The organism is Massilia sp. CFBP9026, from assembly GCF_034045165.1.
Taxonomy (GTDB): Bacteria; Pseudomonadota; Gammaproteobacteria; order Burkholderiales; family Burkholderiaceae_D; genus Telluria; species Telluria arenae.
Genome location: NZ_JAXCWH010000007.1, coordinates 339821 through 361732, shown reverse-complemented (window position 1 = coordinate 361732; position 21912 = coordinate 339821). Strand labels below are relative to the sequence as shown.

General features: G+C 65.8%; 19 protein-coding genes and 2 tRNA genes. 8 read left to right on the top strand and 13 right to left on the bottom strand.

All coding sequences use genetic code 11. The features are described 5' to 3' along the window. The first annotated feature begins 62 nt into the window (after nt 1–62). Complete coding sequence (locus SOM28_RS19055; RefSeq protein ID WP_320469071.1) at nt 63–692, top strand: SAM-dependent methyltransferase; 630 nt, start codon at nt 63–65, stop codon at nt 690–692. Between the two features lie 76 nt (nt 693–768). On the opposite strand, the gene SOM28_RS19050 is transcribed toward SOM28_RS19055, so the two are convergent. The 5 genes from SOM28_RS19050 to SOM28_RS19030 all read right to left on the bottom strand — a co-directional run bounded on the left by SOM28_RS19050 (nt 769) and on the right by SOM28_RS19030 (nt 3145). Beyond that, nucleotides 769–843, bottom strand: a tRNA-Val gene (locus SOM28_RS19050). A 164-nt stretch (nt 844–1007) separates the two neighbouring features. Continuing rightward, nucleotides 1008–1082, bottom strand: a tRNA-Val gene (locus SOM28_RS19045). Nucleotides 1083–1119: 37 nt separating this feature from the next. Continuing rightward, entirely contained in the window at nt 1120–1827 is a 708-nt protein-coding gene (dnaQ, locus tag SOM28_RS19040; RefSeq protein ID WP_320469070.1) for a DNA polymerase III subunit epsilon, read from the bottom strand. 84 nt (nt 1828–1911) lie between these two features. Then, nucleotides 1912–2379, bottom strand: a complete 468-nt coding sequence (gene rnhA, locus SOM28_RS19035; protein WP_123070908.1) for a ribonuclease HI — start codon at nt 2377–2379, stop codon at nt 1912–1914. Beyond that, a complete protein-coding gene (locus SOM28_RS19030) occupies nt 2357–3145 on the bottom strand; it encodes a class I SAM-dependent methyltransferase (protein ID WP_123070907.1) in 789 nt (262 codons plus the stop codon). The genes rnhA and SOM28_RS19030 overlap by 23 nt, the downstream gene beginning before the upstream one ends. A gap of 26 nt (nt 3146–3171) precedes the next feature. On the opposite strand from SOM28_RS19030, the gene gloB reads away from it, so the two are divergent. Continuing rightward, on the top strand, nt 3172–3984 hold the full coding sequence (gene gloB, locus SOM28_RS19025; protein ID WP_320469069.1) for a hydroxyacylglutathione hydrolase: 813 nt from the start codon (nt 3172–3174) through the stop codon (nt 3982–3984). A gap of 58 nt (nt 3985–4042) precedes the next feature. Here the strand turns inward: gloB and aceB are convergent, their stop codons facing one another. Further along, nucleotides 4043–5632: a malate synthase A gene (gene aceB, locus SOM28_RS19020; protein WP_320469068.1), complete on the bottom strand. Its 1590-nt coding sequence runs from the start codon at nt 5630–5632 to the stop codon at nt 4043–4045. A gap of 172 nt (nt 5633–5804) precedes the next feature. Between aceB and SOM28_RS19015 the strand changes: the two genes are divergently transcribed. Beyond that, complete coding sequence (locus tag SOM28_RS19015; protein ID WP_320469067.1) at nt 5805–6710, top strand: LysR family transcriptional regulator; 906 nt, start codon at nt 5805–5807, stop codon at nt 6708–6710. A 108-nt stretch (nt 6711–6818) separates the two neighbouring features. Here SOM28_RS19015 and SOM28_RS19010 read toward each other — a convergent pair whose 3' ends face one another. From SOM28_RS19010 to SOM28_RS18995, 4 genes are all read right to left on the bottom strand, one after another. Continuing rightward, complete coding sequence (locus tag SOM28_RS19010) at nt 6819–7022, bottom strand: cold-shock protein (protein ID WP_005670341.1); 204 nt, start codon at nt 7020–7022, stop codon at nt 6819–6821. A 342-nt stretch (nt 7023–7364) separates the two neighbouring features. Next, entirely contained in the window at nt 7365–7736 is a 372-nt protein-coding gene (locus SOM28_RS19005) for an Hpt domain-containing protein (protein ID WP_320469066.1), read from the bottom strand. A gap of 9 nt (nt 7737–7745) precedes the next feature. Continuing rightward, nucleotides 7746–8396 (bottom strand): uracil phosphoribosyltransferase, encoded by a 651-nt coding sequence (upp, locus tag SOM28_RS19000; RefSeq protein ID WP_123070450.1) that lies wholly within the window; start codon nt 8394–8396, stop codon nt 7746–7748. 94 nt (nt 8397–8490) lie between these two features. Then, on the bottom strand, nt 8491–10182 hold the full coding sequence (locus SOM28_RS18995) for an isovaleryl-CoA dehydrogenase (RefSeq protein ID WP_320469101.1): 1692 nt from the start codon (nt 10180–10182) through the stop codon (nt 8491–8493). A gap of 344 nt (nt 10183–10526) precedes the next feature. On the opposite strand from SOM28_RS18995, the gene SOM28_RS18990 reads away from it, so the two are divergent. Continuing rightward, a complete protein-coding gene (locus SOM28_RS18990) occupies nt 10527–12281 on the top strand; it encodes a putative bifunctional diguanylate cyclase/phosphodiesterase (RefSeq protein ID WP_320469065.1) in 1755 nt (584 codons plus the stop codon). Further along, on the top strand, nt 12278–13771 hold the full coding sequence (locus SOM28_RS18985; RefSeq protein WP_123071711.1) for an HDOD domain-containing protein: 1494 nt from the start codon (nt 12278–12280) through the stop codon (nt 13769–13771). The genes SOM28_RS18990 and SOM28_RS18985 overlap by 4 nt, the downstream gene beginning before the upstream one ends. Before the next feature lie 184 nt (nt 13772–13955). Here the strand turns inward: SOM28_RS18985 and aroC are convergent, their stop codons facing one another. After that, nucleotides 13956–15050: a chorismate synthase gene (aroC, locus tag SOM28_RS18980; RefSeq protein WP_123071712.1), complete on the bottom strand. Its 1095-nt coding sequence runs from the start codon at nt 15048–15050 to the stop codon at nt 13956–13958. A 202-nt stretch (nt 15051–15252) separates the two neighbouring features. On the opposite strand from aroC, the gene SOM28_RS18975 reads away from it, so the two are divergent. After that, a complete protein-coding gene (locus SOM28_RS18975) occupies nt 15253–17499 on the top strand; it encodes a GGDEF/EAL domain-containing response regulator (protein WP_320469064.1) in 2247 nt (748 codons plus the stop codon). A 176-nt stretch (nt 17500–17675) separates the two neighbouring features. Here the strand turns inward: SOM28_RS18975 and SOM28_RS18970 are convergent, their stop codons facing one another. After that, nucleotides 17676–18128, bottom strand: coding sequence for a CBS domain-containing protein (locus tag SOM28_RS18970; RefSeq protein ID WP_123071116.1), 453 nt, complete (start codon nt 18126–18128; stop codon nt 17676–17678). A gap of 201 nt (nt 18129–18329) precedes the next feature. Here SOM28_RS18970 and SOM28_RS18965 point away from each other — a divergent pair, with 201 nt between their 5' ends. Beyond that, the gene (locus tag SOM28_RS18965) at nt 18330–19640 is read left to right on the top strand and encodes an O-acetylhomoserine aminocarboxypropyltransferase (protein WP_320469063.1); all 1311 of its coding nucleotides are present in this window, start codon (nt 18330–18332) and stop codon (nt 19638–19640) included. Nucleotide 19641: 1 nt separating this feature from the next. Further along, entirely contained in the window at nt 19642–20460 is an 819-nt protein-coding gene (locus SOM28_RS18960) for an alpha/beta fold hydrolase (protein ID WP_123071118.1), read from the top strand. A gap of 38 nt (nt 20461–20498) precedes the next feature. Here the strand turns inward: SOM28_RS18960 and SOM28_RS18955 are convergent, their stop codons facing one another. Further along, nucleotides 20499–21896 (bottom strand): YihY family inner membrane protein, encoded by a 1398-nt coding sequence (locus SOM28_RS18955; RefSeq protein WP_123071119.1) that lies wholly within the window; start codon nt 21894–21896, stop codon nt 20499–20501. Nucleotides 21897–21912: the final 16 nt, after the last annotated feature.

Genomic DNA, 21912 nt, shown 5'->3' with positions numbered 1-21912 from the left:
CTGGCGGGCGATATCGGGTACGCTTGCACCCCTGCTCAACGCCAGCTTCAGGAGGAAAAGCCTTGTCCGACGACCGACCGACCGCCCCACCCATCGTGCATGAGCGCCGCACCCTGTTGCACGGCGCCGCCGCGCTGGCCGGCCTGGCGCTGGCCCCGGCGACGACCCTGCCCGCGTTCGCGCAGCGACCCTTGCCCAAGGTGCCGTATGTGACGACGCCGCAGGACATCGTCGACCGCATGCTGTCGATGGCCCAGGTCGGGCGCGACGACGTGGTGTATGACCTCGGCTGCGGCGACGGCCGCATCGTGATCTCGGCCGCGCGCCGGTATGGCGCGCGCGGCGTGGGCATCGACCTCGATCCCGAACGCATCCGGGAAGCGAATGCCAATGCGCGCTCGGCCGGCGTGCAGGACCGCGTGCGCTTTCGCCAGGCCGACCTGTTCAAGACCGATTTCAGCCCGGCCACCGTGGTCATGCTGTACCTGCTGTTCGAAGTGAACCTGCAGCTGATGCCGCAGCTGTGGCGGCAGTTGCGGGTCGGTGCGCGCGTCGTGTCGCACGATTTTCACATGGGCGCGCAATGGCCGCCGGAGAGAATCGTGCGGGTGCGCGACAAGACCCTGTATGCGTGGACGATTACCGAGGAGCTCAAGCAGGAGGTTGCGCAGGCGCGTGGAACGCAGCCTTGATATACAGGGCGGCAGTGAAAACGGCGCCTGAAATGCGAAACGCCCGCATCATGCGGGCGCTTCGAAGGAATCCTGTTGGTGGGAAGTGCAAGTTTCGAACTTGCGACCCCTGCAGTGTGAATGCAGTGCTCTACCCCTGAGCTAACCTCCCAACGAGGCCGTATTATGCCATAAAGTCTTGATTATTCCAAATGGCAATTGACCAACTTATTTGTACCGATGCCGTGATCTGGAATGAAACACGGCGAGGCAGCGATACCTGCCGCGCTTGCCGAAAACAAGAAGGCCAGCATTGCTGCTGGCCCTTGTGAATTCTGGTGGGAAGTGCAAGTTTCGAACTTGCGACCCCTGCAGTGTGAATGCAGTGCTCTACCCCTGAGCTAACCTCCCGAAGCGAGGCGTATTATGGCACAGAATCACTGCCTCGTCATCCCTGCGGAGAATAATTCCTCCACACGCAGCTGCCTTTCACGTTCTTGTCGAGGCCGGCCAGCACCTCGTCGTGCGCCGCCAGTTCGTCGCCGCTGGCCGCGACCACGATGATCTCGCCCAACGGCACCACTTCGAGCGCGTCGCCGATGTTCGCGGCCTCGACTTGGACGTCCATCGTCAGCGAGTTCTGGCCGCGGGTCATGGCCAGGTAGACGTCGGCCAGCAGCTCCGAGTCGAGCAGCGCGCCGTGCAGCTTGCGGTGCGCGTTCGAGATCTCGTAGCGGTCGCACAGCGCGTCCAGCGAATTGCGCTTGCCCGGATGCAGCTCCTTGGCGTTCACCAGGGTGTCGATCACGCCGTTGCAATGCTCGACGAAGGGCCGCATGCCGATGCGGGTGAATTCATGGTTCAGGAAGCCCAGATCGAACGGCGCGTTATGGATGATGACTTCGGCGCCCTGTACGAACTCGCGCAATTCTTCGGCGATCTCGTGGAACTTCGGCTTGTCGCTCAAGAACTCGGTGGTCAGGCCGTGGACGGCCAGCGCCGCCTCGTCCGACTCGCGCTCGGGATTGATGTAGCGGTGAAAATTATTACCGGTCAGTTTACGGTTGAAGATTTCAACGCAGCCGACCTCGATGACGCGGTCGCCCGTGCGAGGATTCAGGCCGGTGGTTTCGGTATCGAGGACGATCTGGCGCATGGTGTTCTACTAAATAAATTGAAACTGAGTTGAAGCGGACCAGAGTATAACAAAGCCCGCCCCTGCCTTCCGGCGGTCAAAGACTCAGCGCCGGACCGAGGCCGCGCCGCGATTGGCCAGCACGTCGGCCCGCTCGTTGCCCGGATGGCCATTGTGGCCGCGCACCCAGCGCCATTCGACGGCGTGCTGCTGTTGCGCCTGGTCGAGCGCCTTCCACAGATCGTCGTTCTTGACCGGCTCCTTCGCCGCCGTCTTCCAGCCGCGCGCCTTCCAGCCGTGGATCCATTCCGAGATCCCCTTCTGTACGTACTGGCTGTCGGTATGCAGCACGATCTTGCACGGACGGTTCAGGACGCCGAGCGCCTCGATCACGGCGCGCAATTCCATGCGGTTATTGGTGGTGTTCGGCTCGCCGCCGAAGATTTCTTTCTCGTGGCCGTTCGAGACCAGCAGCGCACCCCAGCCACCCGTGCCGGGATTGCCCTTGCATGCGCCGTCGGTAAAGATCTCGACCTGCGTCGCGCTCGCTTCATTCGTTTGTTGTTCGCTCATTCCTGTTCGCTGCCGGCACTGCCGCCGGCCGCTTGCTCGCTTTCTTGTTCCATGCGGGACCGATAATGTGCATGCCCTTGACCCGCTTGATCGCATGCACCACGTAGACCGCGCCGAGATACGGCCACCAGCGCCCGCCCGCCGATTCCATCATCGAGAAGCGGCTGAGCCAGTGGGCCGTACGGCACGGCGGGGCGTAGCAGCCGAAATGGCTGCGTGTCACGCCCAGATTCAACAATTTTAGCCAGTCTTTCAGGCGCGGCAAAGAAATGAATTCGCCGGACTCGGGCAGGTAGTCGCTCTGCGTGACGCGCCGGAAGCCCTGGCGCATGCCCCACAGGCTGGCCGGATTGAAGCCGCAGATGATCACCTGCCCTTCCGGAATCAAGACCCGCTCGACTTCGCGCAAGACCTGGTGCGGCTCGGCCGCGAACTCCAGCACGTGCGGCAGCACCACCAGGTCGATGCTGCTGGTGGCGAACGGCAGTTCCTCGAAGTCGACCGCGACCGCGATCTGCTTGCCGCCCGCGGCAAACGCGAGTTCGTCCGCATGCGAGGTGCGCGTGGCCGCCTGCCATTTATTGGGCATGCGGCTGGCCGCCAGCGCATCGAGCTGGGGCACGCCGATCTGCAGCGCATTGAAGCCGAAGATATCCACCGTGAGCTCGTCCAGGCAAGCCTGCTCGAACGCGCGCACGTAGGCGCCCGCCGGCGATTGCAGCCAGTTGTCGAGCGCTATAATGGATTTTTCGGATGCGCTATCCATGCCACCTCTTTGACCCACGGTTCACCATGACGATTCCTCTGCGCACTCAACTCGCGGCTCAGCTCGCGATATTGACGCTTCCTGCCTTTAAAGACAATTATCTCTGGCTCATTCACGACGGCAGCAACGCCGCCATCGTCGACCCGGGCGATGCCGCCCCGGTCAAGGCCGCCCTGGCCGCGCACAAGCTGCGCCTGACCGCCATTTTACTCACCCATCATCATGCTGACCATATCGGGGGTGTGCCGGGCTTGCTCCAGGACTGGGACGTACCCGTATTCGGGCCGCGTAATGACGGCATCGCGCTGGTGACGCATCCGCTCGGCGAGGGTGAACGGATCGGCGTGCCGGGGCTGGATCTCGCGCTGGACGTATTGGACGTGCCGGGTCACACGCTGGGTCATATCGCCTATGTGCGAAGCGAGCCGGGCGCGAATTGGCTGTTTTGCGGCGACACGCTGTTCGGCGCCGGCTGCGGGCGGCTGTTCGAAGGCACGCCGCCGCAGATGATGGCATCGCTCGGCAAGCTCGCGGCGCTGCCGGACGATACGCTGGTGTATTGCGCGCATGAATACACGCTGTCGAATCTGCGTTTCGCCCAGGCGGTGGAACCGGGCAACGCCGCGCTCGATGCGCGGGTGCGGGCCGATGGCGCGCAGCGCGAGGCCGGACTGCCGACCATTCCGTCGACGGTCGGCCTCGAGCGGGCGACCAATCCCTTCCTGCGCCATGACGAGGCGCGCATCGTGCAAAGCCTGGTCGAGGCCGGGCGCCTCATGCCGGGCGGGGCGCCGGTCGACGCCTTTGCTGCGCTGCGCGAGTGGAAGAATACCTTCTGATCGGAAGAATAAGGTCTAATGCGTGCCTCGTGGACGGCCGGACCGTCCACGAGGCAGATCAAATCTCTTCGTACAGCGGCAAGGTCAGGAACTCGGCGAAGTCATCCGACGTCGACATCTCCTCGAAGATGACGGCGGCGCGCTCGTAGCTCGCATGCGTCCCGTCCGCCGCCACCACCTTCACTTTTTCCAGTTCTTCGGGAATCATCTCCCGCACCATGTCTGCCGTGACCTTGCGGCCATCGTCGAGCACACCTTTCGGCGAGCGAATCCACTGCCACACCTGCGAGCGGCTGATTTCGGCGGTCGCCGCGTCTTCCATCAGGTTGTGGATCGGCACGCAGCCATTCCCGGCCAGCCAGGCGCCCAGGTAGTGGATGCCGACATTGATGTTGTAACGCAGGCCGGCCTCGGTGATCGGCGTCTCGGGCTGGAAGTCGAGCAATTGCGCGGCCGTCACCTCGACGTCCGGGCGCTGCTTCTCGAACTGGTTCGGCCGGTCGCCCAGCACCTTGGTGAATTCTTCCATCGCCAGCCCGACCAGGCCGGGGTGGGCGACCCAGCCGCCGTCATAGCCGTCGGTGGCATCGCGCGCCTTGTCGGTGCGCACGCCGCCCATCGCGATCTCATTTTTCTCGGGATCGTTCTTGATCGGAATGAGGGCCGACATGCCGCCCATGGCCGGCGCGCCGCGCGCGTGGCAGGTCTTGAGCAGCAGCAGCGCATAGGCGCGCATGAACGGCGCCGTCATCGTCACCTTGGCGCGGTCGGCCAGGCAGAAGTCGCGGTCATGCTTGAACTTCTTGATGCACGAGAAGATGTAATCCCAGCGGCCGGCGTTCAGGCCGGCGCTATGGTCGCGCAACTCGTACAGGATTTCGTCCATCTCGAAGGCGGCAAGAATGGTTTCGATCAGCACCGTGGCCTTGATCGTGCCCTGCGGCAGGCCCAGCGCATCCTGGGTCATCACGAAGACGTCGTTCCACAGGCGTGCTTCCAGGTGCGATTCCAGCTTCGGCAGATAGAAATACGGGCCGGCGCCGCGCGCCAGCAATTCCTTCGCGTTGTGGAACATGAACAGCGCGAAATCGACGATGCCGCCCGAGACGCGCTGGCCGTCGACCAGCACGTGCTTTTCGTCCAGGTGCCAGCCGCGCGGCCGCACGATCAGGGTCGCCACCTTGTCATTGAGCCGGTAGGACTTGCCGTTCTGTTCCAGCGAAATGGTTTTGCGAACCGCATCGACCAGATTGACCTGGCCCTGGATCTGGTTGTCCCAGTTCGGGGTATTCGAATCCTCAAAGTCGGTCATATAGCTGTCGGCGCCGGAATTGAGCGCATTGATCACCATCTTGCGCTCGACCGGGCCGGTGATCTCCACGCGCCGGCAGGCCAGCGCCGGCGGGATCGGCGCGATCGTCCAGTCGCCGTCGCGGATGTGAGCAGTCTCGGGAAGGAAATCCGGACGCTCGCCGGCGTCGAGCTGTCGCGCCCGCTCTGCGCGCGCGGCCAGCAATTCCTGGCGCCGCGGCGCGAAGGCGCGCGCCAGCTGCGCCACCAGCGCAAGCGCCTCCGGGACCAGGATGTTCTCGTAGCCGGGTTTGATCTCGCCCGTGATCTGCATGCCGGCGGGGATGATGAGGGACATATGCGCTCCTGAGTTTGATGAAGAATCCGTGCGACGCCCTGCCCACGACGGGCGCTCCTTGGCGTTTGTCTTTGCATCAAGTATATTCACTTGAATAGCGCTAAACCATACAAAATCTCACATCATCCGTGTGTTTTTGTATCAAATAAGAGGCGGGAACAGGTAAACAAATATGGGCAAATTCACGCAGATGGCGACCTTCGTCGAGGTCGTCGCGCGCGGCAGCCTGTCCGCCGCAGCGCGCGCCGAGGGCATTGCGCCGGCCATGATCGGCCGCCGCCTCGACGCGCTCGAGGCCCGGCTCGGGGTCAAGCTGCTGCAACGCACGACGCGGCGGCTGGTGCTGACCGACGAGGGCACGGCCTTCCTCGAGGATTGCCAGCGCATCCTGGCCGAGGTGGGCGACGCCGAGTCGGCCATTTCCGAGCACAGTATGCGCGCTTCGGGCCACCTGACGGTGTCGGCGCCGGCCGGCTTCGGCCGCCTGCACCTGGCGCCGCTGCTGCCCTCGTTCCTGGCCGAACACCGCGACGTGACCATCAACCTGAACCTCTCCGACCGCGTGATCGACCTGGTGGCCGAGGGCGTGGACGTGGCCATCCGCATCGCCAGCCTCGACGACTCGAACCTGGTCGGCGTCAAGCTGGCCGATAACCGGCGCGTGGTGGTGGCATCGCCCGCCTATCTCAAGCGCCACGGACAGCCGCGCCAGCTGGCCGACCTGACGCGCCACAACTGCCTGCCGATCAGCAGCGAAGGCAGCCAGCGCGGCTGGACCTTCATGGATCATGGCAAGCCGGTGACACTGAAAGTGGGCGGGAATATGGTGTGCAACGACGGCGCCGTGCTGCATGCCTGGGCGCTGGCCGGCAAGGGCCTGGCCTGGCGCTCGATGTGGGAAGTGGCCGGCCAGATCGCGAGCGGCGAACTGGTAACCGTGCTGGACGAGTTCGCGGCGCCCGGCAACGACATCCACGCCGTGTTCGCCCAGCGCCGCCACCTGCCGCTGCGCATCCGCGCCTTCGTGGATTTCCTGCGCCGCAGCTACGCCGCGCCGGACTACTGGCGGCCTTCCTGACGCCAACCGTGCGGCCCGCACGGGGAGCCACGGGAAGCCACGGGAAGTACAGGCAAAAAAAATCCCCGGCAATTCCGGGGATTTTCGTCTCGTAAAGCCCTTAGGCTATTACAGAGGCTGGATGTTCGAGGCTTGCTTGCCCTTAGGGCCGGTGGTCACGTCGAACGAAACGCGCTGGTTCTCCTGCAGCGACTTGAAGCCGGTGCTCTGGATAGCCGAGAAGTGCGCGAACAGATCTTCGCCGCCTTCATCAGGGGTGATGAAGCCGAAGCCCTTCGAGTCATTGAACCATTTAACGATGCCAGTTGCCATTACAATTTCCTATTTCGGTTAGTTGGGCTTGCGCCCGTTTCAGATCGTTTGAAGAAGCAAGAAAGAAATGACAGACAGACTGCACTACTACCTCGAACCCAACGATCCCGTATTATACCGAATAAATCCGAAGCGCACCCTCTTCGTTAAATAAAAAAACCGCCTGGCTGCAACGATTCTCAAATTCAATAAATAGGGGAGCGCGTGTTTTTATCCCGTACGAGGGAAAATATAGGCGCAAGACCCGACCAAATGTTTGCGATGAATCAAATTCCGCTCTGCCGCACGTTTGCGCATGCGGCTTGCGTAGCGCCGCGCGCGACTGGGCGTCCCTGCAATGGCTCAGGTCAGCGATTTTGGATCGCGATGCGCGGTGCGGATATATTCGTCAAGTTCCGCGCGCCAGGCTTGCCACTCCGTGGCGGCCACGACATCGAAGGCGCGCAGCACCCGTAGCCGTTGCTCCAGCAGGCGTGCATGGTTGCCCAAACCGCGAAAGCCAAAGGTGGCCGCCGAGCCGGCCAGCGTGTGCAGCATGGCCTGCACTTCGTTCGCCGCCGGCGCGACGTCGAAGCCCGGATCGCCGGCGTGTTCCAGTTGCTGCGATAGCGCCGCCAGACGTTCCAGGGTCGACGGCAAGCGCGCCGCGAACTTCTCGTTGAGTTCGGCGAGGCGCGCGAAGAACTGCTGGTCGGCCGGCTGCACGGGTGCCATCGTCGGCGCTTACTTGGTGCCGAAGATGCGGTCGCCCGCATCGCCCAGGCCCGGGATGATGTAGGCATGATCGTCCAGGTGCGAGTCGAGCGAAGCGACGTACAGCTTGACGTTCGGATGCGCGTCCTGGACCACCTGCACGCCTTCCGGCGCCGCCACCAGGGCCAGGAACAGGATCTGCTCGTCCGGCACGCCGCGCTTCTTGAGCACGTCGATCGCGTGCACCGCCGAGTTACCGGTGGCCACCATCGGATCGCACAGGATGAAAGTACGGTCGACGGTATCCGGCAGGCGCACCATGTACTCGACCGGCTCGTGGGTTTCGGGGTCGCGGAACACGCCGATATGGCCGACGCGCGCCGACGGCACCAGCTCCAGCAGGCCGTCGCTCATGCCGATGCCGGCGCGCAGGATCGGCACAACGGCCAGCTTCTTGCCTGCGATCACCGGCGCATCGATGGTCACCAGCGGGGTCTTGATCGAGCGCGTCGTCAGCGGCAGGTCGCGCGTGATCTCGTATCCCATCAGCAACGTGATCTCGCGCAGCAGTTCGCGGAAGGTGCGGGTCGAGGTGTCGTGCTCGCGCATATGCGACAGCTTGTGCTGGATCAGCGGGTGGTTCAGGATATAGAGGTTCGGGAAGCGCGGGTCTTGTTTCATGGCGGGATTCGAAAGTTCTGTGTGTAGCATGCAAGCGCGCATTATCCCAGCCACGCGGCCGTTTGTCCCGGTCTGTACGTGAAATAAATGATAATCATGACACGAGGGCGCGCGCCAGGATCGCCTCGAAGTCGACAGCGGCGGGCAACCGTCCGTACGCCCCGCCCACCGGCTGCAAGATGCGCGAGAGCAAGAACGCCTCTCCCACGTACCGCGGCGCATGGCGCAGCAACAGCGCGGCCTGCACCGCCACCACGATCTGCTCGGCCAGCAGCCGCGCGCCGGCTTCGTCGTGCAAGCGCCCCGCCAGCCCGTCCAGCAGCGACGCCACATGATCCGCGAAGCGCTCGTCCAGCCCCGCCGCCGGCGCCAGCTCGGCCGCCAGCGCCGCCCGCGCCTCCCCTGGAGATTTGCCGAGCGCGCGCAGCAGGTCCAGGCACATCACATTGCCCGAGCCTTCCCAGATCGAATTGACCGGCAGCTCACGATACAGGCGCGCCAGCGGGCCGTCCTCCACGTAACCGTTGCCGCCCATGACTTCCATCGCCTCGGCCCCGAAGCCGGGGCCGCGCTTGCAGATCCAGTACTTGCCGGCCGCCGTCAGAATGCGGCCCAGCAGCGCCTGCAACGGCTCGTCTCCCTCGTCGAAACAGCGCGCCAGGCGCAGGGCAAAGGCGGTGGCGGCCTCGGATTCCAGCGCCAGGTCGGCCAGCACGTTTTGCATCAGCGGCTGCCCGGCCAGCGGCCGGCCGAAGGCCATGCGCCCGCGCGCATGGTGCAGCGCATGGCACAGCGCGGCGCGCATGATGCCGGCGCTACCCAGCACGCAATCGAGGCGGGTGTGGCCACCCATCTCGAGGATGGTCGGGATGCCGCGCCCCGGCTCGCCGATCATCCAGCCGAGCGCGCCGCAGAACTCGACCTCGGACGAGGCGTTCGAGCGGTTGCCGAGCTTGTCCTTCAGGCGCTGCACCCGCACCGCATTGCGCCGGCCGTCGGCGAGAAAACGCGGCACCAGGAAGCAGCTCAGACCGCCCGCGCCAGGGACGTCGGCCGACTCGTCGCAGCGGGCCAGCACCAGGTGGGCGTCGGCCTGCGGCACCGAATAAAACCATTTGTGGCCGACGATGCGCCAGGCGCCCTCGCCCGCTGGCCCTTCGTCGCGTAGCTCGTCCGCTCCCAGCAGCGTGGCGCGCGTGGTGTTGGCGCGCACGTCGGAACCGCCCTGCTTCTCGGTCATGCCCATGCCGACCAGGGCGCCGCGCTTGTGCGCCACAGGCAAGGGCCGGGGGTCGTAGTCGCGCGACAGGATCTTCGGCAGCCATGCCGCCGCCAGCTCCGGCGCCCGGCGCAGGGCCGGCACCGCGGCATAGGTCATCGTCACCGGACACTGGGCGCCGTTTTCGGCCTGGCCGAACAGCAGGTATTGCGCCGCCCGCGCCACCTGGGCGCCGGGACGCGGATCGCTCCAGGGCGCGCTATGGGCGCCGGCGCCAATCATCAGCGTCATCAAGGCATGCCAGGCCGGGTGGAATTCGGGCTCGTCGATGCGACGCCCGGCGCGGTCGAAGCTTGCCAGCGTCGGACCATGGGCATTGGCCAGGCGCGCCAGCTCCTGGACCTCGGCGCTGCCGAGCCGCGTACCGAGCGCGTCAAGTTGCGGCGCCGCCCAGCCGCCGCCCTCGCGCAGCAGCGCTTCCTGCAGCGCCGGATCGCAGGTGTACAGATTGATGCCGGTAAATGGCGGCGCCTGGTTCTCGACCTCGTGGGTGGCGAATCGGTCCATCATGCCTCCTTCAAATCTGCGCGTTTTCAAAATGCGGTAAAATGTTGCATTGCGGCATCATAATTGCACTTTATTATGTCGTTACAATCAAGAATAAGCGACAATATAGCGTGACAAACTTGACCGTCCAGCAAGGAGGTTAGCGCCAACATGCTTGCCGGGCAAGCAGGCTGCTCTGGCTCAACAAAGGTTGGAATCATCGCATGACTTGTGCTTTCTAATGATTTGCGGAATTTTTCAGTGATAGAGTCATCCCTGGTTTGGTAGACTTGCACGGATTCACATGTGACATTGGCATGACGTGCACGTGCCGCAACAATAAAGCAAGAAAGCTCCTGGACAACATGCACACCAGTTCTTCCGCCGTGCCCCCGCCTCAGCCGGCCGCCGCTCCCGTGCAGGCGGCGGTGCTGCCAGCGGCGCTGCTCGACGGCTTGCTGGAGACGGCCGGCGACGCCGTGTTCCGCGTCGCGCCCGATGGTGCGATCCACGCGGCCGGCACGCGAGCACGGGGCCTGTCGGGCTACGAAGCCGGCTGCTCGCTCCTGTCGCTGGTGCACGAGATCGACCAGCCGGCCTTGCGCAATGCGCTGGCCGCCGCCGCCGCCGGCCACGAGGCGGTGCTGGTCGAGACCCGCTTCCGCTCGGGCGAGCGCGATATCTGGTTCGAGCTCAGGATCGCGCGGCTGGCCACCGGCGACGCGGCGCCGCTGCTGGTGATCGGCCGCGACATGTCGGTCCAGCATGCGACCGAAGAGCGCCTGCGCCACATGGCGACCCACGACGCCCTGACCGAGCTGCCCAACCGCGTGCTGCTGTCGGACCGTATCCGGATGGTGATCGCCAATGCGCGCCGCTCGGGCCACGGTTTCTCGGTCGCCGCCATCGGCCTGGACGGCTTTAAAAAGGTCAACGACGGCCTGGGTCATCCGCTGGGCGACACCGTGCTGCAGATGGCGGCCGTGCGCCTGCGCCGCACCCTGCGCGACAGCGACACCCTGGCCCGGGTCGGCGGCGACGAATTCGTGGCGGTGCTGCCGGGGACTTTCACCGAGCCGCAGATCAAGCTTGTCACCGGCCGCCTGCTGGCCACCCTGCAGTCGCCATTCGAGGCCGGCGGCCACACGATCTACCTGGGCGCCTCGATCGGCGTGGCGGTCTACCCGGACCACGCCGAAGACGAGGTGCGCCTGGTGACGCTGGCCGACGCCGCCCTGTCGCGCGCCAAGGAAACCGGCAAGGGCCGCGCCGTGGTCTACAGCCCCGGCGACCAGGGCCCGCCCCAACACGACATCTCGCTCGAAGCGGCCATGTTCAATGCGGTGCGCGAGGGCGAATTCCTGCTCTACTACCAGCCGATCGTGAATGCGCGCAGCCGCATCATCGAGGGCTTCGAGACACTGATGCGCTGGAAGCATCCGACCCTGGGCATGGTGCCGCCGGTGCGCTTCATCCCGATCGCCGAGAGCAACGGCCTGATCAACCTGCTCGGGGCCTGGGCCCTGAAGGCAGCCTGCATGCAGATCCGCCAGTTCCAGGAAGTGGCCGGGCGCGAGCTGTATATCTCGGTCAACATCAGCCCGCGCCAGTTCCGCAGCGACCGCTTCCTGACGGTGCTGGACGACGCGCTGGCGCTGTCCGGCCTCGACGGCCGCCAGCTGGTGCTCGAGATCACCGAGGGCACGCTGATGATCGACCCGACGCACGCCGAAGACATCCTGGCGCGCATGGTGGAGCGCCATGCGCGCATCGCGATCGACGATTTCGGCACCGGCTATTCGTCGCTGGCCTACCTCAAGCGCTTCCCGATCTCGGTGCTCAAGATCGACCGCGCCTTCGTGAAGGACTTGCCGTCGTCGACCAAGGACGCGGCCATCTGCAACGCGATACTCGACCTGGCCGGGCACCTCTCGCTGTCGGTGGTGGCCGAAGGCGTCGAGACCGAGGAGCAGCTGGCCTGGCTGGACGATCAGGGCTGCCATTACGTCCAGGGCTACCTGACGGGCAAGCCGATGCCGGCCAACGTGGCCGTCACAGCCCTCAAGGAAAATCTCTATACCGCTCTTCTGCCTGCCGATCACCGGACAGGAAAATCATGACCACACAAGCCATCACCCCGCACTCGGCGAAGTCGCAAGCCACCCTCGCCCTGCTGTGGGAGCGCATCCGGCGCCAGGGCGACATGCCGGGCTTCACCAAGGCCATCAGCGCCATCCTGGCCTCGATGCGCGGCGAGGACGAACGCGACTTCTCGATGACGCAGACGGTGCTGTCCGACCCGGTGCTGACCCAAAAGGTGCTGCGCCTGGCCAATAGCAGCATGTATGCGGCCTTCGGCCAGCACGTCAACACCATCTCCAAGGCGGTGCTGGTGCTGGGCACCGAGTCGATCGGCCACCTGGCGCTGGGGCTGAAACTGATCGAGGAACTGAGCCGCAGCAGCCCGGACACCGAGGCCGCCCACGTCGAGATGGAAAAGGCGGTGCTGGCCGGGATGGTGGCGCAGCAGCTGGCGGCCGACTCGCGCTCGCGCGACCCCGAAGAAGCCGTGGTGTGCTCGATCCTGCATTCGCTGGGCCGCATGATGCTGACCTTCTACATGCCGGAGCGCTGGGCCAAAATGCGCGAGGCCGCCGGCGAAGGCCGCGAAGAAAGCGCGGCCCATGAAGTGCTCGGCCTGTCGCTGGAAGAAGTCGGGCGCGCCACCGCCGCCCACTGGGGCCTGCCGCGCAACCTGGTGGCCGGCATGCGCCGGGTCGAACCGGGCGAGCGCTTCGAGGGCTTTGCCCACGAGGACTGGCTGGCCGCGCTGGGCAGCATGTCGACCCAGGCCGCCGACGCCCTGTGGGCCGACGACGCGGCCGGCGCCGAAAAGGTCGCGCAACTGGCCGAGAGCTTCGCGCCGATGCTGGGCCTTCCGGCGAGCGGCATCCTGGCCTCGATCGACAAGGCCAAGGTGGAAGCGGCATCCGACCTGTCGATCGCGCCGCTGGCCAAGCCGGCCGAGAAACGCGCGCAACAGGCCGCCGCCACCAGGAAGCGCATCGCCGGCAACAAGATCCTGATGAGCGGCGTGGCCGACATGCGCGACGTCGGCGCCACCGCCACTGCCGGCCAGATGATCTCGATGGCCCTCGAGACGATGCACAAGGGCCTGTCGTTCACGCGCTCGTTTGCCTTTCTTCGGAATCGGCGCGAAGGCCGCTATTCGGCCCGCCTGGGACTGGGCGAGGACGTCAAGGCGATGCTGCCGAACCTGGCGTTCGACGACGCCTACGAACCGGACGTGTTCCACGCGGCGCTGGGAAGCGACCGCGTGATCTTCATCGAGAATGCGCACGACACCAAGTTCGCGACCAAACTGCCGGGCTGGTGGAAAGGCACGCTGGCCGAGGCGCGCTGCTTCGTGATCATTCCACTGTGCGCCCACGGGCAGCCGGCGGGCTTCATCTATGGCGACTGGGACGACAGCTTCCCGCAAGTGGTCCTGAGCCAGACCGAGTTCTCGCTGCTGAACGACCTGCGCGGGTTGGTGGTGCGCACCGTCGAGCGCAGGCATCAGATGGAAGCGATCGTGACGCGGGTTTGACGGGAGTGTAGTCCTGCGGCTTTTCGATCCCCGCTAGCCGTCGCCCGTCGTTCCCGCGCAGGCGGGAACCCAAGTCTCTAGCGCAGCTACGATCGCCCGCTCTGGTGGCAGCGCGTGCACACTTGGGTTCCCGCCTGCGCGGGAACGACGGATCATGGGCCAACGAGTGCCGTTGGCCGCAATCTTATTTCAGCTTCGGCGTCGCAACCTGCACGTCGCCGCACTGCGCCCGGTTCATCAGCGCGTGATCGATCAGCACCAGCGCCAGCATCGCTTCCGCGATCGGCGTCGCCCGGATGCCCACGCAGGGATCGTGGCGGCCGAAGGTTTCGACCGTCGCCGGATTGCCGGCCTTGTCGATCGAGCGGCGCGGCACGCGGATCGAGGACGTCGGCTTGATCGCCAGCGACACCGTGATGTCCTGGCCGGTCGAGATCCCGCCCAGCACCCCACCTGCATGGTTGCCGACGAAGCCCTCGAGGGTCAGCTCGTCGCCATGTTCCGAACCGCGCTGCGCCACCGAGGCGAAGCCGGCGCCGATTTCCACGCCCTTGACCGCGTTAATCCCCATCATCGCGTAGGCGATGTCGGCGTCGAGCTTGTCGTAGATCGGCTGGCCCAGGCCGACCGGCACGCCGCGCGCCACCACGTCGATGCGCGCGCCGATCGAGTCGCCGTCGCGGCGCAGCTGGTCCATCGCCTCTTCCATGCGCTGCAGCAGGGCCGCGTCGCCAGTGGCGGCGAAGAAGGGATTTGCGTGCACGTGCTCCCAGCCTTCGAAGGGCACGGCGATATCGCCCAGCGCGCTCATATAACCCATCAGTTCGGTGCCGTATTTCTCGCGCAGCCACTTCTTGGCGACGGCGCCGGCGCCGACCACCGGCGCGGTCAGGCGCGCCGACGAACGGCCGCCGCCGCGCGGGTCGCGCACGCCGTATTTATGCCAGTAGGTATAGTCGGCATGGCCGGGACGGAAGCTTTCGGCGATATTGCCGTAGTCCTTGCTGCGCTGGTCTTCGTTGCGGATCAGGAGCGCGATCGGGGTGCCGGTGGTGACACCCTGGTAGACGCCGGACAGGATCTCGACCCGGTCCGCCTCCTGGCGCTGGGTGACGTGGCGCGAGGTGCCGGGCTTGCGGCGATCCAGCTCGGGCTGGATGTCGGCCTCGGAGAGGGTCATGCCGGGCGGGCAGCCGTCGATGACGCAGCCGATCGCGGGACCGTGCGATTCGCCGAAAGTGGTGACGGAAAACAGCTTGCCAAATGTATTGCCGGACATGGGAATGATGAGTTCGGATTGATCGAATTACCATTTTAACAGGCGATCTGGCAAGCAGAAACGAACATCGTTCGATCGACTGTCGCAAATATGTTTCCAGCAAGATATATTTTTTACCGACGGGCCGGTTCGTGCCCTTGCCTTTTTACAATTGCATATATACTGAAGTTATCCATGCCGAGCCAACCTGGAGACGTAGCACATGCCAGCATCGATTACGCCCTCGGGACAACTGAAGGATGACAGCGTTATTGACGACCTCGTCTTTGCCGACGAAGCCGCCGCCGCCGCATCCCCGAGTCCAGCATGGCGCATCCTGGTGGTCGATGACGATGCCGATGTGCACTCGACCACTACCTTCGCTCTCGGCAACGTCGAGATGCAGGGCCGCCCGCTGGTCTTCCTGCACGCTTATTCCGCCAGCGAAGCCTTCGAGCTGCTGGCGCGTGAACACGATATCGCCGTCATCCTGCTGGACGTGGTGATGGAACGCGCCGACGCCGGCCTGCTGCTGGTGCGCCGCATCCGCGACGAACTGGGCCTGCACGACGTCCGCATCATCCTGCGCACCGGCCAGCCCGGCTATGCGCCCGAGATGGAAGCCATCCGCGGCTACGACATCAACGATTACCGCACCAAGTCCGAGCTGACCCGCACCAAGCTGTATACGACGGTGGCCGCCGCGATCCGCTCCTACCAGCAGATCCGCGCGCTCGAGGCCAACCGCATCGGCATGGAGCGCATCGTCGCCGCCTGCGCCGAGCTGATGGCCCTGCACGGCGTGCGCGACGTGGCGACCGGCATCCTGGCCCAGGCCGGGCGCCTGGTCGGCCAGCCGCCAGAGGGCGTGCTGTGCACCCGCGACAGCGGCCATGGCCGCCCCGAGACCCTGCGCGCGGTGGCCGCCGCTGGCGCCTGCCGCAACCTCGACGGCCGTGAACTGAGCGGCCATTTCGCGGTCGCCGCCGAGCGCACCCTGCTCCAGCGCCAGTGCGGCGCCGAGGACGGCCTGCTGAATATGTACTTCCCGGGCAAGGCGGGACGCGATTTCGTCGCCTGCATCCCGCTCGAGCGTCCGATCGACGAGGTGGAGCGGCGCCTGCTGAAGGTGTTCTGCGGCATGGTCGCGGTATGCCTCGACAACTGCGAGCTGGTCACCAGCCTGAACAAGTCGGCCTTCCATGACCCGCTCACCGGCCTGCCGAACCGCACGCGCGTGGTCGAGCTGCTCGACGCCATCCTGGCCGGCCCGCGCCGCACGGCCTCGGTGCTGGCCCTGGTCGACCTCGACCATTTTGCCGAAACCAACGACGCCCTCGGCCACCATTTCGGCGACCTGCTGCTGGTGGCGGTCGGCCAGCGCCTGAAGTCGCGCCTGGCGCCTGGCCTGGACATCGGCCGCATCGGCGGCGACATCTTCTGCGTGCTGGGCGACGCCGACGCGGTGCAGCCGGCCCAGGTGCAAGCGCTGTTCCGCGAATCGTTCCGCATCGACGGCCAGGACGTGCAAGTCTCGGCGACGCTCGGCCTGGTGCGCCTGCCGGAGCACGACGGTAGCGGCGCCGACGCCCTCAAGGATGCCGACATCGCGCTCAAGCGCGCCAAGTCGCAGCAGCGCGCCGGCCACTTCTATTTTTCGCGCAGCATGGGCGTCGAGATCCGCGAGCGGGTGCGCATGATGCACGCGCTGCGCAGCGGCTTCCAGCGCGGCCAGCTGTTCCTGCACTATCAACCGCAGGTCGACCTGGCCACCAATCGCCCGTTCGGCGCCGAGGCGCTGCTGCGCTGGCGCCTGGAAGACGGCCGCATGGTGCCGCCCGACCGCTTCATCCCGATCGCCGAATACTCGGGCCTGATCGTCGAGATCGGTGAATGGGTGCTGCGCCAGGCCTGCGCCGAACTGATGCGCCTGCGCGCGGCGGGCCACCGCGACTTCACGATGTCGGTGAACGTCTCGCAGGTGCAGTTCAGGCATCCGCACTTCGTCGACATGCTGCGCCGCGCGCTGCTCGACACGGGCGCGCCACCCGACTACATCGAGCTGGAGATCACGGAATCGATGGCGATGGAAGAACCGGCGCTGCTGGTCGAGAAGCTGGCCCAGGTCAAGCGCACTGGCGTGTCGATCGCGATCGACGATTTCGGCACCGGCTTTTCGTCGCTCTCGCATCTGCAGCGGCTGCAGGTGGACCGCCTCAAGATCGACCGCACCTTCGTCACCGAGATCACGGGATCGGCGCGCGGCAGCAGCATCGCGCAGATGGTGGTGCAACTGGGCCGCAACCTGGGATTGTCGGTGATCGCCGAAGGGGTCGAGGACGAACGCCAGGCGCAGATCCTGCGCCAGCTCGGCTGCCCGCTGGCGCAGGGCTTCCTGTATGCGCGGCCGCTGTCGCCGGAAGCGCTGCTGGAGTGGCTGGCGGGGAATCCGATGACGCGCGCGGCGTAACCGATGTCGTGATCGGCATCGTCGTCGGCGCATCAACCAACGTCGTTCCCGCGAAGGCGGGAACCTAATTCATACGAGTCGTCGATACGATTCGCCGTTGCGTCAGCGCATATACACTTAGGTTCCCGCCAAGGCGCCCGGCGAGGGCGGGAACGACGTGCGTCTGCTGCGGACGTTTAATCCGGCGCGTTCTGCTCCGCCGGCCAATCGCGGATATACGCCTTGAGCATGCGATTCTCGAAGCTTTGCGCTTCCAGCACGGCGCGCGCGACGTCGTAGAACGAGATCACGCCCAGCAGCGTGCGGGCGTCCATCACCGGCAGGTAGCGCGCGTGCTTCTCGAGCATGATGCGGCGCACCTCGTTGACCTCGGTGTCCGGGGTCACGGTGATCGGGCTGTCGTTCATGTGGCGGCGCACGGTGCCGGCACCAACCGCGCCGCCGTTCGCGTGCAGCGCATTGAGCACTTCGCGGAAGGTCAGCATGCCGACCAGGTCGCCGTACTCCATCACCACCAGCGAACCGATATCGTTCTCGGACATCGTGGTCACCGCGTCGACCAACGGCTGGTCAGGCGTTACGGTGTACAGGATATTGCCCTTCACTTGCAGGATTTCCGAAACTTTCATGTTCGCCACCCCCGCTTCGTCAATATTGCTGATACTGGATAAATTTGTATAAGGCATAACACCGACTGTAGCCTATGCTCGCCAAAAAATCCAGCGTTGCGCTGTATCATGGTGCAAGCTCAGGTTCAAGATGGTGCAGCGCAGATTGCGCAAAGACCCATAACTGCTAGGATGCGCCATCCTCACTGATACGAGTCCACCATGAGCGCTCCCCGACCTCCCGGCTTCGACACCCTGTCCCTGCACGCGGGCAGCGCCCCCGATCCCAGCACCGGCGCGCGCGCCACGCCCATCCATTTCACGTCCTCGTTCGCTTTCCGCGATTCCGACCACGGCGCCACGCTCTTTAATATGGAACAGGCTGGCCATGTGTATTCGCGCATCTCGAATCCGACCAATGCGGTGCTGGAAGAGCGCATCGCCGCGCTCGAAGGCGGCGTGGCCGGCATCGCCACCGCCAGCGGCCAGGCGGCCATGCACCTGGGCTTGACGACGCTGGTGGGCGCCGGCGACCATATCGTGGCCTCGCGCGCCCTGTACGGCGGCTCGCACAACCTGCTGGCCCATACCCTGCGCAGGTTCGGCGTCGAGACCACCTTCGTCGATCCGCGCGACCTCGATGCCTGGCGCGCCGCGATCCGGCCGTCGACCAAGCTGCTGTTCGGAGAAACGCTGGGCAATCCGGGCCTCGACGTGCTCGACATCCCGGCGGTCTCGGAACTCGCGCACGCGCACGACCTGCCGCTGATGGTCGACGCGACCTTCACCACGCCCTGGCTGCAGCGCCCCTTCGACCTCGGCGCCGACCTGCTGTTCCACTCGGCCACCAAGTTCCTGTGCGGCCACGGCACCGCGATCGGCGGCCTGCTGGTCGATGGCGGCACCTTCGACTGGCAGGCGGCGCATGAGCGCAGCGGGCGCTTCGCCACCCTGTGCGAGCCCTACGAGGGCTTTCATGGCATGGTGTTCAGCGAAGAGTCGACCGTCGGCGCCTTCGCCCTGCGCGCGCGGCGCGAAGGCTTGCGCGATTTCGGCGCGGCAATGAGCCCGCACAACGCCTTCGCTATCCTGCAGGGCATCGAGACGCTCGGCCTGCGCATGGAGCGCCACGTCGGCAATACCCGGCGCGTGGTCGAGTTCCTCGCCGCGCAGCCGATGGTGGCGTCGGTGTCCTATCCGGAACTTGACAGCCATCCGGACCATGCACTGGCGCAGCGCATCCTGCCGAAGGGCTGCGGCGCCGTCTTCACCTTCGAGCTGAAAGGCGACCGCGCTGCCGGCCGCCGTTTCGCCGACGGTTTACAGGTGTTCTCGCACCTGGCGAACGTGGGCGACGCCAAATCGCTCGTGATCCACCCGGCGTCGACCACCCATTTCCGCGTGCCGGCCGCGCACCTGGCGGCAAGCGGCGTCAAGGAAGGTACGCTGCGCCTGTCGGTCGGGCTGGAGGACCCCGACGACCTGATCGACGATCTCAAGCGCGGCCTGAAGCTGGCCGCGAAGGGGGCTTGAGATGCTGCTCGACGTCAATGGCCATCAAGTCTATTGCTACACCGGCGGCAAGGCCTTCGACCCAGGCCTGCCGGTCGTCGTGCTGATCCACGGCGCCCAGAACGACCATTCGGTGTGGGCCTTGCAGAGCCGCGCCCTCGCCCACCGCGGCTACGCAGTGCTGGCGCCGGATCTGCCGGGACACGGTCGCAGCGGTGGACCGCCCTTGTCCACGGTCGAGGCCATGGCCGCCTGGGTGATCGCCGTGCTCGATGCGGCCGGCGTCAGTCGTGCGTTGCTGGCCGGGCACAGCATGGGTTCGCTGATCGCGCTGGAGGCAGCCCACGTCGCGCCGCAGCGCATGAGCGGACTGGCCCTGCTGGGCGCCACCTACCCGATGCGGGTGTCGGATACGCTGCTGGATGCAGCGCGCACCAAGCAGGACGCGGCCATCGACATGGTCGCCGCCTGGTCGCATGCCTCCTGGCTGCCCGGCCCCTCGACCGCAGGCCCGGGCGCCTCGGTGATCAACACGGCGCGGCGCCTGATGCAGCGCATGGCGGCGCGCGGCGCGAATGGCCTGTTCCACACGGATTTCTCCGCCTGCAACGCATATGCCAACGGCGAGGCCGCGGCGGCCTCGGTCGCCTGCCCGACGCTATTCGTGCAGGGCAAGAAGGACATGATGACGCCGCCGCGCTCGGCGCAGTTGCTGACCGGCGGGATCAAGCATGCCACGGTCGTCGGCGTGGACGCCGGCCACGCGATGATGAGCGAAGCGCCCGACGCGGTGCTCGACGCCCTGCTACGCTTGGCCGCAGAGCCCGCGAGGTTCAGTTAAAAGGATGAGGCCGCTTAGTCGTCCGCCTCGCTGAACTTTCAGCTCGTCGCGCGTGCTTCGATGTCCGCCATCACGGCTTCCTCGGGATCGCCGAAGTGCGCCGCCAGCGTCTGTTCGAGGCCGGCCTCGACCGCCTCCTCGACCTGGCGCGCCAGGTCGCCGACGTCGAGCGCCAGCGGCGTGTCCGCAACGCCGTCTTCGCGCTGCATCGCCTCGGCCGCCGCGCAATCGAACACAAACAGCTTGTAGACGTCGGCCAGGCGCAAGCTCCCCGGATCGGCCAGCAAGACCCAGTTCTCCTGGTTGCCGCCGCGATTGAAGCGCCAGCGGGCCCGTGCCGGAGCGTCGTCCTGCACCCGCCCGACCCAGCCCTCGGCCACCATCCGGTCCAGCAGGCGCCCGAGTTCGTCGTACCCGATCCGGGTATGGTCTCGGATCGTGCTGCCGGCCACCAGCGCGTTGCCGCTCAGCTTGGCGCTGCCGTGCAACACCTTGAGCACCGACATCGCATCGACGAAGGCGCCGCCGGGCGCCGGCTGGTACCACCAGCGCTCATGCTTGACCACCGGCAGCGCCGCGCTCAGGATCGCGCCGACCAGCGTGATCATCCAGGTCACATAGATCCAGACCAGGAATAAGGGCAGCGCAGCCAGCGCACCATAGATGATGGCGTAGGTCGGGAACTGGCGGATGAACAGGCCGAAGCCGCGCTTGGCGATCTCAAAGGCGATCGCCGCCGCCAGTGCGCCCCAGAAGGCGTCGCGCCAGGCCACCTTGCGGTTCGGCACCACGACGTACAGCAAGGTATAGCCGGCGGTGGTGACCGCCACCGAGGCCAGGGTGAAGAACAGCGTGCCGAGCAGGGACGCGTCGCGTTCCAGGCCGCCCGTCACGTCCACCAGCTGCGAGGTAAAGCTGATCGACAGGCCGAACAGCAGCGGACCCAGGGTCAGCAAGGCCCAGTAGACCAGCAGGCGCTGGGGCAGCGGGCGCGGCTGGCGCACGCTCCAGATCTGGTTGAACACGCGCTCGATCAGGCTCATCGTGGCGGCCGTGGTGAATAGCAGCACCACCGCGCCGAGGGCCGACAGGCCCTTGGCCTTGTCGGCGAACTGGGTCAGGTTGCCGCTGATGGTGCTGGCGATCGCCTTGGGCATCAGGTTCTGGACGAACCAGGCGTCGATCATCTCGCGCACCTGGCCGAAGGCCGGGAACATCGTGAAGATGGCCAGCACGATGGTCAGCAGCGGCACCAGGGCCAGCGTCGTGGTGAAAGTCAGGCTACCCGCCACCTGCGGCAGGCGCTCTTCGCGCAGGCGACGCACGGCAAAGCGCACCAGGTCGCGCGCCTCGGGCCAGGTCAGGCCGCGCTCGTCGCTGCCATTGACGAACTCACCGCCGGCACGCGACAACCCTTCTACTGTCTTGTTCAGCATGGTGTTGGATTCACCG

Bases quoted from the DNA above. Each gene is read 5' to 3' on its own strand.
- SOM28_RS18985 (WP_123071711.1), top strand. From the start codon at position 12,278: ATGACCACACAAGCCATCACCCCGCACTCGGCGAAGTCGCAAGCCACC.
- aceB (WP_320469068.1), bottom strand. From the start codon at position 5,632: ATGTCCCTCATCATCCCCGCCGGCATGCAGATCACGGGCGAGATCAAA.
- gloB (WP_320469069.1), top strand. From the start codon at position 3,172: ATGACGATTCCTCTGCGCACTCAACTCGCGGCTCAGCTCGCGATATTG.
- SOM28_RS19015 (WP_320469067.1), top strand. From the start codon at position 5,805: ATGGGCAAATTCACGCAGATGGCGACCTTCGTCGAGGTCGTCGCGCGC.
- SOM28_RS19005 (WP_320469066.1), bottom strand. From the start codon at position 7,736: ATGGCACCCGTGCAGCCGGCCGACCAGCAGTTCTTCGCGCGCCTCGCC.
- SOM28_RS18990 (WP_320469065.1), top strand. From the start codon at position 10,527: ATGCACACCAGTTCTTCCGCCGTGCCCCCGCCTCAGCCGGCCGCCGCT.
- SOM28_RS18955 (WP_123071119.1), bottom strand. From the start codon at position 21,896: ATGCTGAACAAGACAGTAGAAGGGTTGTCGCGTGCCGGCGGTGAGTTC.
- SOM28_RS18965 (WP_320469063.1), top strand. From the start codon at position 18,330: ATGAGCGCTCCCCGACCTCCCGGCTTCGACACCCTGTCCCTGCACGCG.
- SOM28_RS18975 (WP_320469064.1), top strand. From the start codon at position 15,253: ATGCCAGCATCGATTACGCCCTCGGGACAACTGAAGGATGACAGCGTT.
- SOM28_RS18995 (WP_320469101.1), bottom strand. From the start codon at position 10,182: ATGGACCGATTCGCCACCCACGAGGTCGAGAACCAGGCGCCGCCATTT.
- rnhA (WP_123070908.1), bottom strand. From the start codon at position 2,379: ATGAGCGAACAACAAACGAATGAAGCGAGCGCGACGCAGGTCGAGATC.
- SOM28_RS18970 (WP_123071116.1), bottom strand. From the start codon at position 18,128: ATGAAAGTTTCGGAAATCCTGCAAGTGAAGGGCAATATCCTGTACACC.
- aroC (WP_123071712.1), bottom strand. From the start codon at position 15,050: ATGTCCGGCAATACATTTGGCAAGCTGTTTTCCGTCACCACTTTCGGC.
- SOM28_RS18960 (WP_123071118.1), top strand. From the start codon at position 19,642: ATGCTGCTCGACGTCAATGGCCATCAAGTCTATTGCTACACCGGCGGC.
- dnaQ (WP_320469070.1), bottom strand. From the start codon at position 1,827: ATGCGCCAGATCGTCCTCGATACCGAAACCACCGGCCTGAATCCTCGC.
- SOM28_RS19010 (WP_005670341.1), bottom strand. From the start codon at position 7,022: ATGGCAACTGGCATCGTTAAATGGTTCAATGACTCGAAGGGCTTCGGC.
- SOM28_RS19030 (WP_123070907.1), bottom strand. From the start codon at position 3,145: ATGGATAGCGCATCCGAAAAATCCATTATAGCGCTCGACAACTGGCTG.
- upp (WP_123070450.1), bottom strand. From the start codon at position 8,396: ATGAAACAAGACCCGCGCTTCCCGAACCTCTATATCCTGAACCACCCG.